Annotated in this window: 20 protein-coding genes; 3 read left to right on the top strand and 17 right to left on the bottom strand. The window is 64.0% G+C overall.

Going from position 1 to position 15035, the window contains the following annotated elements; all coding sequences use genetic code 11:
* Positions 1-13 precede the first annotated feature (13 nt).
* The 17 genes from PG1C_RS00625 to PG1C_RS00545 all read right to left on the bottom strand — a co-directional run bounded on the left by PG1C_RS00625 (position 14) and on the right by PG1C_RS00545 (position 13567).
* Positions 14-2719 (bottom strand): coiled-coil domain-containing protein, encoded by a 2706-nt coding sequence (locus PG1C_RS00625; RefSeq protein WP_202635526.1) that lies wholly within the window; start codon positions 2717-2719, stop codon positions 14-16.
* Entirely contained in the window at positions 2719-3360 is a 642-nt protein-coding gene (locus tag PG1C_RS00620) for a DUF6441 family protein (protein WP_202635525.1), read from the bottom strand. Before PG1C_RS00620 ends, PG1C_RS00625 begins: the two co-directional genes overlap by 1 nt.
* Positions 3361-3363: 3 nt before the next feature.
* A complete protein-coding gene (locus tag PG1C_RS00615; protein ID WP_009521710.1) occupies positions 3364-3519 on the bottom strand; it encodes a hypothetical protein in 156 nt (51 codons plus the stop codon).
* Positions 3520-3548: 29 nt separating this feature from the next.
* Positions 3549-3950, bottom strand: a complete 402-nt coding sequence (locus PG1C_RS00610; protein ID WP_202635524.1) for a hypothetical protein — start codon at positions 3948-3950, stop codon at positions 3549-3551.
* A complete protein-coding gene (locus PG1C_RS00605; protein WP_202635523.1) occupies positions 3950-4702 on the bottom strand; it encodes a phage tail tube protein in 753 nt (250 codons plus the stop codon). Before PG1C_RS00605 ends, PG1C_RS00610 begins: the two co-directional genes overlap by 1 nt.
* A 2-nt stretch (positions 4703-4704) precedes the next feature.
* Complete coding sequence (locus PG1C_RS00600) at positions 4705-4908, bottom strand: DUF7210 family protein (RefSeq protein ID WP_202635522.1); 204 nt, start codon at positions 4906-4908, stop codon at positions 4705-4707.
* Positions 4909-4912: 4 nt separating this feature from the next.
* Entirely contained in the window at positions 4913-5338 is a 426-nt protein-coding gene (locus PG1C_RS00595; protein ID WP_202635521.1) for a hypothetical protein, read from the bottom strand.
* 10 nt (positions 5339-5348) lie between these two features.
* On the bottom strand, positions 5349-5627 hold the full coding sequence (locus tag PG1C_RS00590) for a head-tail joining protein (protein WP_202635520.1): 279 nt from the start codon (positions 5625-5627) through the stop codon (positions 5349-5351).
* Positions 5627-6649: a major capsid protein gene (locus PG1C_RS00585; protein ID WP_020200538.1), complete on the bottom strand. Its 1023-nt coding sequence runs from the start codon at positions 6647-6649 to the stop codon at positions 5627-5629. Before PG1C_RS00585 ends, PG1C_RS00590 begins: the two co-directional genes overlap by 1 nt.
* A 73-nt stretch (positions 6650-6722) precedes the next feature.
* A complete protein-coding gene (locus tag PG1C_RS00580) occupies positions 6723-7100 on the bottom strand; it encodes a head decoration protein (protein WP_202635519.1) in 378 nt (125 codons plus the stop codon).
* 3 nt (positions 7101-7103) lie between these two features.
* Positions 7104-8411, bottom strand: a complete 1308-nt coding sequence (locus PG1C_RS00575; protein WP_202635518.1) for a S49 family peptidase — start codon at positions 8409-8411, stop codon at positions 7104-7106.
* 1 nt (position 8412) lies between these two features.
* Positions 8413-9909 carry a phage portal protein gene (locus tag PG1C_RS00570; protein ID WP_202635517.1) on the bottom strand — a complete coding sequence of 499 codons (1497 nt, stop codon included), beginning with the start codon at positions 9907-9909 and terminating at the stop codon, positions 8413-8415.
* Positions 9910-9947: 38 nt separating this feature from the next.
* Positions 9948-10169 (bottom strand): phage head-tail joining protein, encoded by a 222-nt coding sequence (locus PG1C_RS00565; protein WP_009521720.1) that lies wholly within the window; start codon positions 10167-10169, stop codon positions 9948-9950.
* Positions 10169-10561 carry a hypothetical protein gene (locus tag PG1C_RS00560; RefSeq protein ID WP_202635516.1) on the bottom strand — a complete coding sequence of 131 codons (393 nt, stop codon included), beginning with the start codon at positions 10559-10561 and terminating at the stop codon, positions 10169-10171. The genes PG1C_RS00565 and PG1C_RS00560 overlap by 1 nt, the downstream gene beginning before the upstream one ends.
* A complete protein-coding gene (locus PG1C_RS00555; protein WP_202635515.1) occupies positions 10561-11052 on the bottom strand; it encodes a hypothetical protein in 492 nt (163 codons plus the stop codon). The genes PG1C_RS00560 and PG1C_RS00555 overlap by 1 nt, the downstream gene beginning before the upstream one ends.
* Positions 11053-11069: 17 nt before the next feature.
* Complete coding sequence (locus tag PG1C_RS00550; protein WP_237218236.1) at positions 11070-13025, bottom strand: phage terminase large subunit family protein; 1956 nt, start codon at positions 13023-13025, stop codon at positions 11070-11072.
* Between the two features lie 5 nt (positions 13026-13030).
* Entirely contained in the window at positions 13031-13567 is a 537-nt protein-coding gene (locus tag PG1C_RS00545; RefSeq protein WP_202635513.1) for an elements of external origin, read from the bottom strand.
* Positions 13568-13684: 117 nt separating this feature from the next.
* On the opposite strand from PG1C_RS00545, the gene PG1C_RS00540 reads away from it, so the two are divergent.
* The 3 genes from PG1C_RS00540 (at position 13685) to PG1C_RS00530 (ending at position 15029) form a co-directional block, all read left to right on the top strand.
* Entirely contained in the window at positions 13685-13882 is a 198-nt protein-coding gene (locus PG1C_RS00540; protein ID WP_055451284.1) for a DUF6900 domain-containing protein, read from the top strand.
* A 94-nt stretch (positions 13883-13976) separates the two neighbouring features.
* Complete coding sequence (locus PG1C_RS00535) at positions 13977-14540, top strand: DUF3489 domain-containing protein (protein ID WP_202635512.1); 564 nt, start codon at positions 13977-13979, stop codon at positions 14538-14540.
* Between the two features lie 129 nt (positions 14541-14669).
* The gene (locus PG1C_RS00530; protein ID WP_202635511.1) at positions 14670-15029 is read left to right on the top strand and encodes a hypothetical protein; all 360 of its coding nucleotides are present in this window, start codon (positions 14670-14672) and stop codon (positions 15027-15029) included.
* Positions 15030-15035 lie beyond the last annotated feature (6 nt).

Raw genomic sequence — 15035 nt, 5'->3', positions numbered from 1 at the left:
TTCCCCTGAAAATTCAGCCTTGCAGCGCCGCACGGATGGCCCGTGCATTGCGCCCGATGATGTTGACGATGACTTTCTCTCCGGCAGGCGACTGCAGGTGGTCGTGGGTCACGCCCGGATCGACTGCGTTGACGATGCGCACGGCCTGATTCATCTGCGGCTGCGCGGGTGGCACTTTCACCTCCGGTACCAGCCCGCCCGCTGCGAAGGCCAGTTCGCCACCCTTGAAACGTGGGCCTGCCGACAAGCCGTTGAGCGAGTCGAGGAAGGCCACGCCGACTTGGCGCACGGCGGCCGCCCGCACCACGTACTCGCCTGCGGACAGACGCGCCGGGATCGAATCCGAGGTGGCGCTGCCCGGCCCGGACACCAAGCCACCACCCGCGAATTTCTTGATGCCACCCAGCAGCGCCATCACTGCGGCCACCATCGCCACCATTGCGGCAATGGCCAGCCCCGGGCCAACGATGGGCACGGAGGCTTGCGACGCTGCTGCACCTGCACCGGCCTTGGCGGCATCCATCGACACCACGGCGGTGGTTTCGGTGGTCTTTTGGGCGACCTTGGCGGCGCTGGCCGCAGCATCGACGGTCTGCTCCTGCTGGATGAAACCGAGCTTGAGCGCCAGCATTCGCGCCTGCATGGCGATCCACTGCTGGAAGGGCTGGATCACGATCTGCTGCAGGAAGGCGTCGGCTACCTGCTGGAACAGGCTGGCCATCACGCTGCGCCAGGTCTGTGCGCCGGTGATCATCCCGTTGAGCGCGCCGCCGAAGCTCTCGCCGATGCGGTTCCACAGCGGAGCCATTTCATCGACCGTGAGCTTGGTGCGATCCAGCTCGTTGCGCCACGCTTGTACCCGAATCACCGCATCTGGCCCGATGGCCTGCGCGGCTTGCTGCATGGTCGGCAACAAGCGCTCCATCTCGGTGGCCGATTGCTGTTGCAGGGCCACGATCTGCTGACGTGCCTGTGTTTCGGTCAGCAGCCCAGCTTGCTGCAGGGTCTGAATGGCCTCCTGCGCATTGCGCAGACGCTCGGTGACCTGCCGCCATTGGGCTTCGAGCGCCGCCAGATTGGCCTGTGCAGCCTTCACATTGATCAGCCGATCAATGAGCGACACGCCGTCGGCATCGCTTTCTGCCGCCAGTCGCGCCCGTAGATCGCGGTAGCTGCGCTCGATAGCAGCTTGCCGGTCGGCATCTGTGGCCGTGCCGGTGATCTGTGCCAGTTCCTCACGCGCCTGCGCCAAGGCATCGGCCAGCTCACGCTCGGCTTGCGCTGCCTTGCGCGCATTGGCCTGTTCGATGTCCGTGCGCCGGTTATTGAGCGTGATTAGGTCGGCTTCCGCCTTGGCCACTTCGGCCTTGGCACGCAGGCGGTCGTTTTCCGATTTGCCGGTGGTAGCGACCTGCTGATTGCGCGCCAGCTCCTGCTGCTTGCGGGCGATTTCGGCATCGATCTCGCGCTGCTCGATGGCCGTTTTCTGCGTGTAGTAGTCGCGCACCGAGACCAGACGATCCTCGAGTGCAGCATCCAGCGCAGTTTGTTGCCGGGTCAAACCGTCCTTGAGCAGCGCGAACTCGGTATCCAGTTGCGCTTTCATCAGCGTGGTTTGCGCGCCGGTCGTGTCCTGCGCTGGCTTGACGGCTTTAGGCTTGGTCAGGCGTTGCAGCAGTTCCGGATCGGCCTGGATCTTGGGTGCCTTGACCTCGATGGGCTTGGGGTCGAACAGACTGTCACGGAAGGACGCCAGTTCATCCAGCCGTTTGACCAGATTGCCTTTGAGGTCGGCAATGATGGCCTTGGCCCCGTCGGTGTTGCCCTTGAGCGCTTCTACAGCGGCGGCGACACCCGCGCCAATGGCTTCGCCCAAGGCGACGAAGGCCTTGCCGACGGTGGCGGCACCGAGGGCCAAGGTCTTGAGCACCAGCACCACGCCATCCAGGATCACGCGCAGCGTGCCGCCTTGCTTGGCCGACTCGACCATGCCACCGGCCATATCGTTCAGGGCGGGCAGCAAGGACGCGATGATCTGGTTGCCGATGCTGGTGGTGGCCAGTTTCAGCTTGTCGAGCGCATCATTAAAGTTGCCCGCCTGCGCCGCAGTCTCACTACTCATCTGCACGCCGAGCGCCTGCATCTCGGCGGCGAGCTCATTGATGCCGTCGCGCCCCTGATTCAGGAACGGGATCAGCTCGGCTCCCGACTTGCCGAACAGTTGCACGGCCAGGGCGGTTTTCTCCGCGCCATCGGGCATGGCCTTGAAGCGCTCGGCCAGATCGAGCAGCACCTGATCGGTGGCGCGCAGGGTGCCGTCCTGGTTCTCGAACTCGACACCCACGGCGGAGAATCCGCGCGCGGCATCTTCCGACCCGGTCGCGGCTTCCAGCATCGTGGTGGACAGCTTGCGCAGCCCCTTCTCGAACGATTCGCCGGACACACCGGACTGCTCGGCTGCCGGTTTCCATACCGACAGGGTCTCGACGCTGACACCGACACGTTGCGACATCTCGTCCAGCGCGTCGCCAGTGTCGATGGCCGATTTCACCATCGCGGTCAGACCAGCCACGGAGACAGCCACCCCGAGGTTGGCCAGCACGCCGTTGACGCTCTTGGCGGTGTCGGTCAGACCACCCAGGCCCCGCTTGATCGAATCGAAAGCGGTCTTGGTCTGGTCGACGGCACTGATCAGGATTTGGGCACGATTGCTTGCCATCAGACTATGTCCAGTTCTTGTTGAATCGCCCGCGCCAAGGCAGGTAGTGCGCGTTGCACGCCACCCGCCAGATTCAGTCGTCGTTTGAGATCGACGCGCTTGACCAGCACGGCGATGGGAATCTCCTGGCCACGCTTGATCTGCTTGGCCCCGGTACGACCACGCTCGGCACGCTTGAAGCGGCCAAGCTGCCCGGCGTTCTCTTTGATGTTCTCGGCCATCAGCAGCACGCGTCCGTTCTTCTCGATGAAGAAGGCATTGCCCGAGCGCATCAGGCCGTCAATGACCGCCTTGAAACGCTTGGGGCCGATGCGCCCGGGCAGCAGCGGTATCAGCAAATTGCCGCTCACCGTGCCGCCTTTTTCATGCAGACCGAGCCAAGGAATCTTGCTGCCCACCAGCAGGGCGGGCAGCAGTTCGGGCTTCTTGTCGAACACCTTCACGCCCATCGAGGAGATGAAGCTGTTGCGCTTGACGGTGAAGGCACTGCGGATCTCGGATCGCGCCGCATCACGCACTTCACGCCCGCCCGATTGCATGCCCTTGGCGACAGCGGTGTGGATGGCACGACGCCGCTCGGTGCTCCACGCCGCCAACTGGCGCGGGTCCAACAAGCCGGTGGTGGTGAGCGAGAGGCGCATGGGTCAGTCCTTGAGCAGATCGCGTTGCAGTTGTTCGATGCCACGCTTCTCGCCCTGAGCTGCCACGGCATGAATGCCGAGCAGCTGGGCAAGTTGCTGCCGTTCGATCTGTCCGTCGGCATCCAGAAAGGCTTGCGCTTGTGTGAGCGTGTAGGCCATTACGTCGCCAAGCCGGTGCCCGGCGCGGATCAGGCGGGCGACGGCACTGTCCCAGCCGAGGTCGTCAGTGAGCGCAGCGTCGGCGCGAGTCGCTGGGCCGCGCCCTGAATCGCCGGGACAACGTGCGCCACGAAAAAATCCGCGTTCACCTCGAACACGGCGGCGGCCAGTTGCACGGCGTCCTCCAGCGACAGGTCGTTGATCCACGCGCGTTCACGCCGAGTGGTGATCGCCAGCAAATCCAGCACGGCATCGCCGTGCCGTCCCAGCAGCGCCATCCAGTCCGGATCACTGGTGATTTCCTCGGCCAGCGGGCGCACCACGGCCAGCAGCCGTGGCAACTCACCCAGCCGGATCGGCGTCAGTTCCAGCGCGGTGCCGGACAGCGTCACGACCACAGGCTCAGGGGGGAAGGTCTTGAAGCCTTCCATCACAGCAGCACCAGACGTCCGAACTGACCGAGATCACCGCCGACTGGCTTGGTCAGATCCGCCAGTACCTGGCCCGACAGCTCGAACTTCAGCAGTTCGTCCGTGATGATCGAGAGTTCCTTCGCCGGGTTGATGGCCACGCGGTAGAGGTCGATCACCACCTCGCGGTTGCCGTCGGCGGTGTTGAGCCCCTCGAAGCGAATCCAGCGCTCGGGCAAAGGCTGGGTGAACATCGCCGTGCTCTGCGCCGCGCCATAGGCGTAATCGACGGTGAACGGCTCGGTGTACGGGCCGCCCGACGTGGCATCCAGCACCACCAGTGAACCGTGCTTGGCATTGACGCTGTACTGGCTGGCCGGAAGCGTCTTGGGCGTGGCATCTGAGTCCTGGATCTGCACGGCGGACACGTTTTGCATGGCCAGCGGATACAGACTGCCCGGCGTGACCGGGTTAGGCAGTAGCTCGCCAGTCACCGTGCCGGGGGTGATCGTGGTCGTGGTGCCATAGAGCGCGAGCGCCAGGTTGGTGGCGATCAGCTCTTCCAACGTGCAGGCGAACTCGCCTTTCTTGGTCTTGATGAGTTGCAGGTCGGTCAGGCGCTGACCCGACTGCGCTTCCAGGTGCTCGATGGTGTCTACCGACAGCGACACCTTCAGCTCGGGCACGTTGCCGACGAAGGTCAGTCCGGCCGGGTTGCCGAGTTCATCACGTGCGCCGATGTAGACGCGGCCTTGTCCGGAAAAGTAAGCCATGTTCAGTCTCCTTGGGTGGCTGCAGTTGTGGAAACACCGGACGTGGCATCACGGCGGGTGGGTTTGGAATCAGTGGCGGGGGTGGCCGCTTTGGCCGTGCCTTGTGCGATCAGCCAACGGGCGCTGGCGTCATTCAGATCAAGGCGATCACCTACGGCGAGGCGCTTGCCTGCGTGGGTATGGGGTTTCAGTAGTTCGATGTGCATGGGTTCATCCTGTTTGGGTGAGGTCGATGGCATGGGTGCGGTAGCGGATTTCGTAGCGGGCGGGCAGTGCGACGGCACCGGAGTCGGCGTCGTCGAACTCCCATTCGCAGTCGATCTCGCGCACTGCGATGGCCAGACCGCCCAGATTCGGGTCGGCGAGCATTGCCGCGTGGGCCGCGACCAGCGCCTGGTCGGCGACGTCGAAGGCATCAGCACCGCGTGCGACCACGGCAAGTCGGACGATCAGCAACCGGTCGACCAGGTGGTTGGCGTGGGCAGTGATGCTGTCGCCATCGACGAACAGCAGCAGCGCCGGACTGGCCTCGCGGGTCACCGGCACGGCAGGCATGCGCTGCACCGGCGTCGGGGCAATCGCAGATGCCAGGCGCGTGACGATCTCCCGCAAGACGCGCTCGCGGACGGAGTTCATGGGGCTTTCCTCAGAGTTGGGTGAGCGAGGCGCGACGCTCGGTACCGTCGCCGATGGCACGCACGTCGCGCACCTGAAAGGTGTTGCCTGCCACCTCGACCGTGTCCCCGACTGCCAGCGTCAGCCAGGACGCCGGGTAGTCGATCTGGTAGTCCCGCGACAGTGCAAAACCATCCAGCACGGTTTCGTCTGGGGCACGGAAGGCGCATTGCACGGTGGTGCCCGCCACCGTGACGGCGGTCAGCAGTCCGGCATTGCGGGCCGCTTCGTACAGCGTCGCGACATCCATCAGGCTGCAACGAGCTTGATCAGCACGCCTGGGCGGTGGCACATCGGCAGCGGGTTCGACTGCGTGTGCAGATCGGTGCCCCGGTCGAACTTGCGCGGCTCCTGCTTGGCATACAACGGCTGGCCGATGGTGTTCACGGTCTCGTTGAAGTCCGCAGGCGCGAAGTACGTGGCGAAGGTATCCACCGTGCCGACCGGGAAGGCATGGGCTTCCCCTGCGGCAATGAAGCGGCGCGACCCTAGCGTGCCGTCGGCCTGCACAAAGGAAGCCTGGCCACGGTATTCCTCGAAGGTGATGCCGCTGTAGCTGAAGCCCGAGCGCATGTCGTTGATCAGCACCGCGCCCTGCTGCCAGTTCTGGTAGGCGGTCTTGACCTCCTTGTGGGTGGTCAGCGCCCGGAAGAACTCGGTCGAGCACAACACATGCACGCCGGTCGAGAACTCGCCGGTGAGCCCATCTTCCATGAGCCCCAGCAACTCGAGGCAGGCAGTCTTGATTTGTCCGTTGTCGGCTGCCGTCGAAAACTCAAACGATACCGATTGCGCGGTGATGTCGAACTCGTCGAACAGATCGACGAGTTCACTGCCATCGGCGTCGAGGATCTTGCCCTTGAGCGCACCCATGCGCAGATGCTCCAGGGTGATCGCGTGCTTGTTGCGCATGGTCTCCAGATGGCGGGCCATGACACCACCGATGGCTTCCATCTCGGTTTCGGAACCGAAGGCGCGCAGGCCTTGCACTTCCTCGGGCAGCACCACGTCGTCGTGGGGGATGTGCGGGATCACGAAGGATCGCAGATTGCGCTTGCCACGTTCACCCACCGTGCCGGGCGAACCGGGCGCGCGGGTGGGCAGCAGATTCAGACGACCGGCGTACTCCTCGACGATGATCTGCCGGGTGCGCACCGGCTTGGCCGGGAACAGGTTGAGTTGCTCCAGCCGCCCATAGCGGTTGGGCAGGAGGTTGATGGCGGCCGTCAGGCTGGCCATCGAGAAGCCGGGGTTTTCAAAAGGGTTCTGCATTTGGGATCTCCAGAAATGACGAAACCCGCCAGCGGCGGGTTTTGGGGGGAGTGAAACGGAGCGTTGAAGTGGGTCAGGCGCTATCGCGGACCAGGACTCCACGTTCTGCGAGTTGCTTGATGGCAGCCGCTTTGTGCGCCGTGCTGATGCCAGTCGGCCAGACCAATGCGCCGCGCGCGAGGATGGCGTGGCGGGCGATCAGGATCGCGTCCTCACGGTCGATCAGCGTCGCATCGACGTCATTGCCGAGCACGCCAACGGCGGTTTCCGTGCCGTCCGTGGCGCTCGGATCGAGGGCCTTCAGCTTGGCGGTAGCCGTTTCGCGGCCCACCACGGTACCCAGCGACAGGTTCTGCGCGGCCGCGACGGTGTCCTGGTCACGCGAGTAGAGATTCGGCGCTTCGTACTTCAGCAGGTCGCCGAGATTCTTGGGTTGAGAGACAGTGGGCATGGCTTATTCCTTGGCGGTGAGTTTCTTGACGGCAGCGACCACCGGACTGTTTTCCGGGTGCTGGCTGGTTCCTGCATCGGCGCTGATGCGCGAGGCGATTTCGGGTTGGTCGGCACGGGCGTCCAGCAAGGCGCGGCGCACCTGAGCTTCCGAGAAGCCTGCTGCGAGGAATTCCGCCGTGCGTTGGGACTGGCCCGCGATCAGGCACATCTCCGCAATGGCCTGAGCTTGGCCGCGCCCGCTGGCGAAGGACTGCACCAGTGCTGCTTGGGCAGCAGGCGTCGGTTGCGGATCGCTGTCAGTCTGCGGCTGGTCGCCCTGCGGGGCGGTGTCGGCCGGATCGCTCGGGTTATCGTGGTCGTCTTTGGGGTCGGTCATGGTGTTCTCCAGGGTGAAAGGTTTGCTTCGGGGCGGGTTTGAGATGGCTTGCGTGGACAGGCTTCGCGGCGAGGCGCGGGCCACGCCGGGCTGCGCCAACCGCTGCTTGGCCGCCAACGCGTCGGTGAACTCGGTCATCACCGCATCAAACGGCATCACGGCGTCGGCGAGGCCAACTGCCACCGCCTGCTCGCCGTAGAACAGCCCCGCCTCGGTAGCGCGCACGGCATCCGGGTCGAGGCCGCGCATCTGTCCGACCTGATTCACGAAGATGTCGTAGAGGCGATCCACCTCGGTCTGCAACGCGGTGGTGGCCTGGGGGGTGAGTGGCTCGTGCGGGGAGAAATCGTTCTTGTGGCTACCCGCGAAGACTGCGGTGTAGTTCAGGCCGTCTTTGACGTCCTTCACCGACTGGTCGACGTGCAGTGCGATCACGCCAATCGACCCGACACCAGCGGTCTGCGACAGCGTCAGGCGCTGGCAGGCAGCCGCGATGGCAAAAGCCGCCGAGTACGCGGCATCGTTGGCGTGCGCCCAGATCGGCTTGATGGTGCTGGCAGCGCGGATGCGCTCGGCCAACTCGAACACACCCGATGCCTCGCCGCCGGGCGAATCCAGATCGAGCAGGATGCCCGCCACCTGAGGATCTGCCAGCGCGGCGTCCAGTCGGGCTTCGATCTCGCCGTAAGACATAAGACCGGAGGCGGCTTCGATACCCATCGAACGTCTGACCAGCGTGCCGACCACAGGGATGACGGCAATGCCCGCCTGACCCGATGTGGCGCTTTGGCGCGGCATGGGCAGCGGCATCGCCATGTCCAGATCGGGCAAGCCGATGCGGGAACCCAACACGGAGAGGATCACGTCGAGTTTGGGACGCGCAATGAGGAGCGGCGTCCCGTAGAGGCGGGACGCCAGATGAACGAGTTGCATGTCAGTTGTCCTGTTGGTCTTGCGGCACGGCCACCGTGGCGGCCGCATTCATGGGAGCGCCCAATGCCGATGGTTGGGGCGCTTTGTCGTGACGCGGGTCGGAGTCGAAAACCAGACCGAGTTCGTCCGCCCGCTGGTTGTCGGCGGCGATCTCGCGGTCGATGTCCTCGGCGTCGTAGCCGAAGGCCGAGATGGCTTCCGATCGAGACAGCAGCCCGGCGCGAATGGCGGTCAGCATCGCGTCGAATTCCTTCTTGGGATCGACCCACTGCCAGCCCTGTGGAATCCACTTGGCGGCGAAGTAGTCGCGTCTCTTTTCGGTGAACTGCGGCAGTGTCAGAGCACCCTCCAGTGCGGCCTGCTCCATCCAGGCACGCCAGATCGGACGGCACAGCTGGTGGACGATCACGCCGTGCTGGATGGCCTCACAGCGGCGGCGAAACTCCAGCAGCCCGGCCCGGATCGACGAGTAGTTCACTTGCGTCAGGTCGCCGGTCAGCATCTCGTAGGTGATGCCCATCGCCGCTGCCACCGCCCGAAACTGCATGCGCAGGAACTCGGCGTAGCTCGCACCAACGTCGGCGGGCTGGCTGAACTTCACGTCCTCGCCGGGCTCCAGGATCTGCATCGTGCCCGGTTCGAGTCCAGCCATCGCCGAGCCATTGGCATCCGGCAACCCTTCGCCCATCAGGTTGTCCTCGGGCGACAGACGCGTGATGAAACCCGCGAACATCGCTGCGGTTTTCTTGCGCACGAGCTCGGCGTCGTCGTATTGGTCGAGTTCGTTGAGCTTGACCAGCGCCCGGGCGAGCCACGGCTCACCCCGGATCTGTCCCGGCCGCAGTGGGCGAAACATGTGGATGATTTCGCTGGCCGGTACACGCACTGTGTCGAGACCGCCCACCACGCCACCGGTGCCTGACATCGGGGCCAGTGAGCCATCACCCGGATGCGAGCGATACAGGTGGTAAGCCACCCGCCGTCCGAGCTTGTCGAACTCGATACCCGCACGGATGACGTTTCCAGAAACCAACTCCTGATTCAGCGTGGCTGGCAGGTGTTCGGGTTCGAGCAACTGCAATTGCAGGCACACTGGCAGGCCATCCTCCGGGCGGCGATAGCGCAGCCGCACCAGACATTCCCCACCTTCGAGCATGGCACGACAGGCCAAGGACTGCAGTCCGTAGAAATCGGTCAGTCCGGCGGCATCGGCCTCCTCGCACCAGTCCCACCACAGGCTGTGGATCGCTTCGCGCAGGGGCTGATCGGCCAGCATGCTCTGCGGCTTGATGCCGGTGCCGATGGCGTTCGAGACAAAGGCTTCGACGCCTGCCGCTGCCCAGGCATTGCGGCGTACCAAATCGCGGCTCTTGGCGCGGAGTTCATTTTGGGTGAATGCCAGCGCTGCGACCGCACCGGGATTGCCGACCTGCCACGCCAACGCGCGGCGGCCACCACCGATGCCGTCATAGAACGGCGTGCCGCCAAGCAGGCTCATGCCGACGCGTCTGCGCATTCGGTCTAACCATTGCATGCTCAAAACCCCTTGCCGGTGGTGACACGGATCTGCCGTGGAGCGCCCGGCCACAGTCCGGTGTCCACGGCCTGCTCGAAGAGGTCACGTTTGACCGCCGCGATGGCGGCCTGGAGTTCATCGACGCTGCGGTATTCGACGGTCTTGTCGCCGAAAGTCACGCGCTTTTCGCCCTTGACCAGCGCGGCTTCCAGTGCGTCGAGGTGTGCTTGTGTGTAGGCCATCAGCGGAACACCGTGAGGTTGATTTCTGAGGAGTCGTCGAACGATGCGGACGTGGTGGCGCAACTGATGTCGACGAACTGGGCGGTCTTCTGGTCTGTGCTGGATCGCACGATGGCGATGCGCTGCGTGCCGCTGTTGGTGCTGCTGCGGGCAAGCGCCGTCCAGCAGTAGTTGGAATCCGGCATGGCAGTGGCGAAGGTCACCCGGTAGCGGCCAGCCGCCGTCCGGGTCACGCTGGCCACGTTGTGCGATGCACGTACGACGACCTGCGTGCCGACATAGCCGAAACACACCCATGCCCGGGCCACGCCGGGGTGGGTGGCGTCGATCTTGGTCTTGACCTCGAGTCCCACACGACTGGCCAACGCACTGATGCGCGATGCGAGGCTCATCAGACCAGCGCACCCACAAAGACCGCGACGAAGTCAGTGTCGGTGTTGCCGACGTCACTGGCCGCGACGGCACCGATGTTGCTGCGTGCCTGAAGTTGCTCGGCCACGGTCAGCGACTGCGCCGCATCGAAGCGCACACGGTTGTTGACGGCGGCGAGCAGCGCATCCAGACCGCTGGTGCCGTTCTGCAGCAGTTGCTGGATTTCCACCAGCGTGTCGTAGGCGGCATCGGCACCGCCCAAGATCTCGGTCTTGAGCGCATCGAGCAGCGAGACGATCTTGGTGGACGAGTACGTGCTCGTGGCCGCGACGTGCGCATCGTCGATCACCGCCGAGGACACCACGGCGGCTTTCAGTTCGTTGATGGCCGCGACCAGATTCGACTTGTCGGTGGTGGTGAGGTTGGCCAGGTTGCCTGCCTTGGCACGGACGTCGTTGAACTCCTGCGCGACGCGAATGACCAGGCTTTCGATACGGGTAGCAAGACTCATGTTTTCTCCTTTGGGTGTCAGGACAGCCAGCGGCTTTTGATCACGCGCCGACCGGTGTTGCGGTTGCCAGAAACAGCGAGGCCACCGCGTTGGGTGGCCTCGTTGATCGATTCGGTAGGTGTTTCAAGGGCTGGCGGACTGGCCAGCCCCAGTTGTCGCTCCAGTTCCCGCCAGTGACGTTCCTCGAAGCGATCCAGTCCCGCCGCCGATGCAGCCGCGCGGGCGTAGACGTAGCAGTCGAGCGCCTCATTGCGCTCACGCATCTTTTGCCACTCACGCACCGGGAAGCCGTTGCGGTCGCGGCGGGTGATCAGTTGTTCCGCGCAGAGTTGCTGGATGAACTCAGCATCGATCTTGGGCAGATGGACGAACCCGGCAGGGAACACCGTGGTCAATCCGTCCTCGCCAACATCTGCGCTCTTGCGCAGGTTGTTGTAGAACTCGAGCTTGGCGATGCTGACCGCCACCGTGTACACCTTGATGCCCCGGCGCAGCTTCTTGCCACCCTGCGAGACATCGATGGCGGTCGGCGTGCCGATCAAGGCTGCACCGCGAGGCACCCCCTTGACCGCCATCACACGCGAATCGCGGCAAGCCCGCACAAAGGCGTAGGCCTCCTGCGTTGCAAACCCGGTATCCAATGCAAAACGCACCAGCGGCATCGCCGCGCCGGAGGCGTGTGTCCAGGTTTCGGCCAGCATTTCAGCGAGGCGCCTCCACACCGTGTCGCGGGCGGTGTCGCCCATCAGCACGCGGTGCTCAACCAGCCAGGACTCTTTGCCGCGCCCAAAGGCCCAGACCGACGCCTCGATGCGATCTTTCTGCACGTCGGCCGCGCCGACCAAGAGCAGACCACCTTGCGGCACCGTACCGACGCGGTAGTCCTCGCGGCGTTCGACCAGTCGTTGCCAGTCCGGCGCTTCGCCTTCCTCGACCCAGGTTTCGCCTAGCTCGGTGTTCTTGAAGGTCTTGATGGCGGCGGCCGATCCCGCCTCTTTACTGACGGCGGCTTCCCACGCAGCGGCGATCTCGCGCCAAGCACGCCAGCCCACCGGGCTGTACAGCGATGACAAGTGAAAACCCGCTGTCTTGCCTGCGCCATCCGTGATCATCGCGCGCCACTCGCCGTGCTCCAGCATCCACGTCTTGTGGTGCTCGGCAATGGCGGTGTCACATGACTCGCAGATGTAGGCGGCGGTCTCCGGTTGCCCTTTGTCCCAACGCAGCTGCTCGAAACGCAGCCACTGACGGTGGGAGCAATGCGGACACGGCACAAAGTAGCGACGTTGGTCACTGGCCTCGTACTCGCGCTCGATAGCCGATGCCCCTGAGATCGTCGGCGTCGAGACGATGAAGATCTTGCGCCGCGCGAAGGTGCGTGTACGGGCTTCGGCCAGCGAGATCGCATCGCCTTCACCCTCGACGTCCAACGGATAGCCGTCGACCTCGTCGAGGAACAGATACCGCACCGGCATCGAGCGCAGCCCGACCGCGCTGTTAGCCCCGGTCATCACCAGCACGCCACCCCGGAACTCCTTGGCCAGGATGGTGTTGCCGGAATCCCGGCTGCGCGCCGGTGCAATCAGTTCAGCCAGTGCGGACGACTCCTCGATCAGCGGATCGATCCGCTGCTTGGAGTTGCGCTTGGCCATCTCCACTGTCGGCCATACCGCCATCATTGGACCTGGTGCGTGATGGATCACATAGCCGATCCAGTTCGATCCCATCTCGGTCGCGCCGAGTTGGGCGGCCTTCATGAACACCACGCGCTCGACCGGCGAGGTCGGCGACAGGCAGTCCATGATTGCTTTCAGGTACGGCGTGCGGCTGGTACGCCAGCGCCCGGGTTCGGCAGATGCCTTGCTGGAGAGCATCCGATGGCGATCCGACCATTCGGACACGGTGAGCAGCGGGTCGGGCGTCAGTCCTTCGCGCCACGCGCGTTCAATCTCGGCAGCGCCTTCATAGTCCATGTCCATCAATCCACCCTCGGGCGCATCTCGCCCAGTTCCTGCAGGTGCTCACGCACCGCCGCCTCCAAGGCGATGTGCATCGTGTGGGGATCGACGCCGAGCTTGGCTGCCATTTGTGCCGAGATGCGTGTGGGCCAGTTGAGCCACGCATCGCGTTCGGAGCGCGCCAGCTTAAAAACATGGGCGATGGCCTGTGGCCGATCCACCAGCTCGCCCTTGAGACGGGCCAGACGCACCTTGTTGGTTTGCGCCTTGACCACTTCGTTGACCGTCCGCGCTTGCAGCAAGGACGTTCCACCTACTGGTAATGCTGCTTGTCCATCTCCTGTAGGTCCGCTGGACTCCGGGACGGCGACCTTGACCGCGCGGGTGGCCGTGCCATTGCGCGGCGCATCGGAATTACGCGCCCACTCGCGGTCGACGCGCTCGGCATCAATCGTTCCGTCTGCCTCCGGCGTGATCCGCCCAGCAGCGATGGCCTTGCGCACCGCTGCATCGGACACCCCTCGGTGGCGTGCGTAGGCACGAATCGAAATACCCATATTTCCCCTTCGGGGCACCTTCAATCATTTGTTCGTCATTCCTGCGGATTGAGCTTGGCTTCCATCTGGAACAGCGCGTTCATACGTTCGTCATCAACACCCTGAAAGGACACGGACATGAGCAAGCTCGAACAACTCCTGACCCAGATCGCGCAAAACAAGCTAGGCATCGAAACCCTGGAAACCCGCCGCTCGGACAGCCTCGATTTCCACGATGTAGCGGTCTGGTGCCTACGCGATGCGCTTGAAGCCGCCTTCAACGCGGGTCTTGAGCAGGGGCGCAATGCCAACCCGTCAGACAAGGCCAACACCTGATTGCGAAGCGAAGAAGCCAAGCAGAAAGCGCTTGGCTTCACTTGAGAACAGCGCGTTCATCACATCACCGTCCACCACATCGAAGGAGCAAAACATGACCACCACCCAACTGACCCCTGCCCAGCACGCGATCCTGGTCCACGCGGTTGAACACACCAGCGGCAAGATCGACTGGTTTCCCGACAACATCAAAGGCGGCGCACGCAAGAAGGTGCTCGAAGGACTTTTCAACCGCGCACTGATTACCTCCGACGGCATCGACTGGTTTGTCGCTGCGGAGGGCTACGACGCCCTGGGCATTCCGCGCCCCGGATTGAACAAGAAGCGCGTCGGTCAATTCGAAGCCAATCTCGACCGGATCATCGCCAATGCTGAAGGCGCGCCTGCTGCCGCGAGCGATCCCGAGCTGGAAGCCTTTGTTACCGCCGCCGAAGCCACGTGGGTCAAGCCGCGCACCCGCGAGAACAGCAAGCAAGCCGAAGTGATCCGGATGCTGCAACGCCCCGAGGGCGCAACCATCGGCCAGATCTGCACCGCCACCGGTTGGCAGGCGCACACGGTGCGCGGCACCTTCGCCGGAGCCTTCAAGAAAAAGCTCGGCCTGACCATCGTCTCGGACAAGCCGCAGGGTGGCGAGCGGATCTACCGCATCGCCTGAAAACGAGCACAGCGAGTTTCGGCGAAGCCAAAAAGATGGCGAGAGGAGCCATGAATAGCTTGGCTTCTCTCCCCACCAGCGCGTTCATACAGATGTCGTGATTGACGACGCCATACCAGGAAAACCGCCATGAGCACCATGACCATCACCATCGAACGCACCCCACGCACCCTGCAGTTCGCAGGCCAAAGCCTCCAGGTCGAAGAGTTGAGTATCCGCCTGCCGTTTGCACGCAAACCTGCCGATCTCGGCGAACTGGGCGGTCGCGACCAGCACAAGGTCTACGTCATCGAGACCAAGGAGCTCACCCCTGCCGAATTCGACGCCTTTGGGCGCAGCCTGCTGGTGTCACGCGACTGGCTACGTGGCAAGGGTGGCGGCACTGGCGACGGCTACCTCTGCGTCGAGGTCACTGCTCCCGGACGCCCTTACCTCTACGTCAATCCCGAGGGCGGTGATTACGCCCGCTACGTAGCCCGTCTCGGGTGATCGAAA

This window comes from Rugosibacter aromaticivorans (assembly GCF_000934545.1).
Lineage (GTDB): Bacteria > Pseudomonadota > Gammaproteobacteria > Burkholderiales > Rhodocyclaceae > Rugosibacter > Rugosibacter aromaticivorans.
The sequence above is the reverse complement of the archived record's forward strand: the minus strand, read 5'-3'. Positions and strand labels throughout refer to the sequence as shown.

Bases quoted from the DNA above. Each gene is read 5' to 3' on its own strand.
- PG1C_RS00625 (WP_202635526.1), bottom strand. From the start codon at position 2,719: ATGGCAAGCAATCGTGCCCAAATCCTGATCAGTGCCGTCGACCAGACC.
- PG1C_RS00620 (WP_202635525.1), bottom strand. From the start codon at position 3,360: ATGCGCCTCTCGCTCACCACCACCGGCTTGTTGGACCCGCGCCAGTTG.
- PG1C_RS00615 (WP_009521710.1), bottom strand. From the start codon at position 3,519: ATGGCCTACACGCTCACACAAGCGCAAGCCTTTCTGGATGCCGACGGA.
- PG1C_RS00610 (WP_202635524.1), bottom strand. From the start codon at position 3,950: ATGGAAGGCTTCAAGACCTTCCCCCCTGAGCCTGTGGTCGTGACGCTG.
- PG1C_RS00605 (WP_202635523.1), bottom strand. From the start codon at position 4,702: ATGGCTTACTTTTCCGGACAAGGCCGCGTCTACATCGGCGCACGTGAT.
- PG1C_RS00600 (WP_202635522.1), bottom strand. From the start codon at position 4,908: ATGCACATCGAACTACTGAAACCCCATACCCACGCAGGCAAGCGCCTC.
- PG1C_RS00595 (WP_202635521.1), bottom strand. From the start codon at position 5,338: ATGAACTCCGTCCGCGAGCGCGTCTTGCGGGAGATCGTCACGCGCCTG.
- PG1C_RS00590 (WP_202635520.1), bottom strand. From the start codon at position 5,627: ATGGATGTCGCGACGCTGTACGAAGCGGCCCGCAATGCCGGACTGCTG.
- PG1C_RS00585 (WP_020200538.1), bottom strand. From the start codon at position 6,649: ATGCAGAACCCTTTTGAAAACCCCGGCTTCTCGATGGCCAGCCTGACG.
- PG1C_RS00580 (WP_202635519.1), bottom strand. From the start codon at position 7,100: ATGCCCACTGTCTCTCAACCCAAGAATCTCGGCGACCTGCTGAAGTAC.
- PG1C_RS00575 (WP_202635518.1), bottom strand. From the start codon at position 8,411: ATGCAACTCGTTCATCTGGCGTCCCGCCTCTACGGGACGCCGCTCCTC.
- PG1C_RS00570 (WP_202635517.1), bottom strand. From the start codon at position 9,909: ATGAGCCTGCTTGGCGGCACGCCGTTCTATGACGGCATCGGTGGTGGC.
- PG1C_RS00565 (WP_009521720.1), bottom strand. From the start codon at position 10,169: ATGGCCTACACACAAGCACACCTCGACGCACTGGAAGCCGCGCTGGTC.
- PG1C_RS00560 (WP_202635516.1), bottom strand. From the start codon at position 10,561: ATGAGCCTCGCATCGCGCATCAGTGCGTTGGCCAGTCGTGTGGGACTC.
- PG1C_RS00555 (WP_202635515.1), bottom strand. From the start codon at position 11,052: ATGAGTCTTGCTACCCGTATCGAAAGCCTGGTCATTCGCGTCGCGCAG.
- PG1C_RS00550 (WP_237218236.1), bottom strand. From the start codon at position 13,025: ATGGACTATGAAGGCGCTGCCGAGATTGAACGCGCGTGGCGCGAAGGA.
- PG1C_RS00545 (WP_202635513.1), bottom strand. From the start codon at position 13,567: ATGGGTATTTCGATTCGTGCCTACGCACGCCACCGAGGGGTGTCCGAT.
- PG1C_RS00540 (WP_055451284.1), top strand. From the start codon at position 13,685: ATGAGCAAGCTCGAACAACTCCTGACCCAGATCGCGCAAAACAAGCTA.
- PG1C_RS00535 (WP_202635512.1), top strand. From the start codon at position 13,977: ATGACCACCACCCAACTGACCCCTGCCCAGCACGCGATCCTGGTCCAC.
- PG1C_RS00530 (WP_202635511.1), top strand. From the start codon at position 14,670: ATGAGCACCATGACCATCACCATCGAACGCACCCCACGCACCCTGCAG.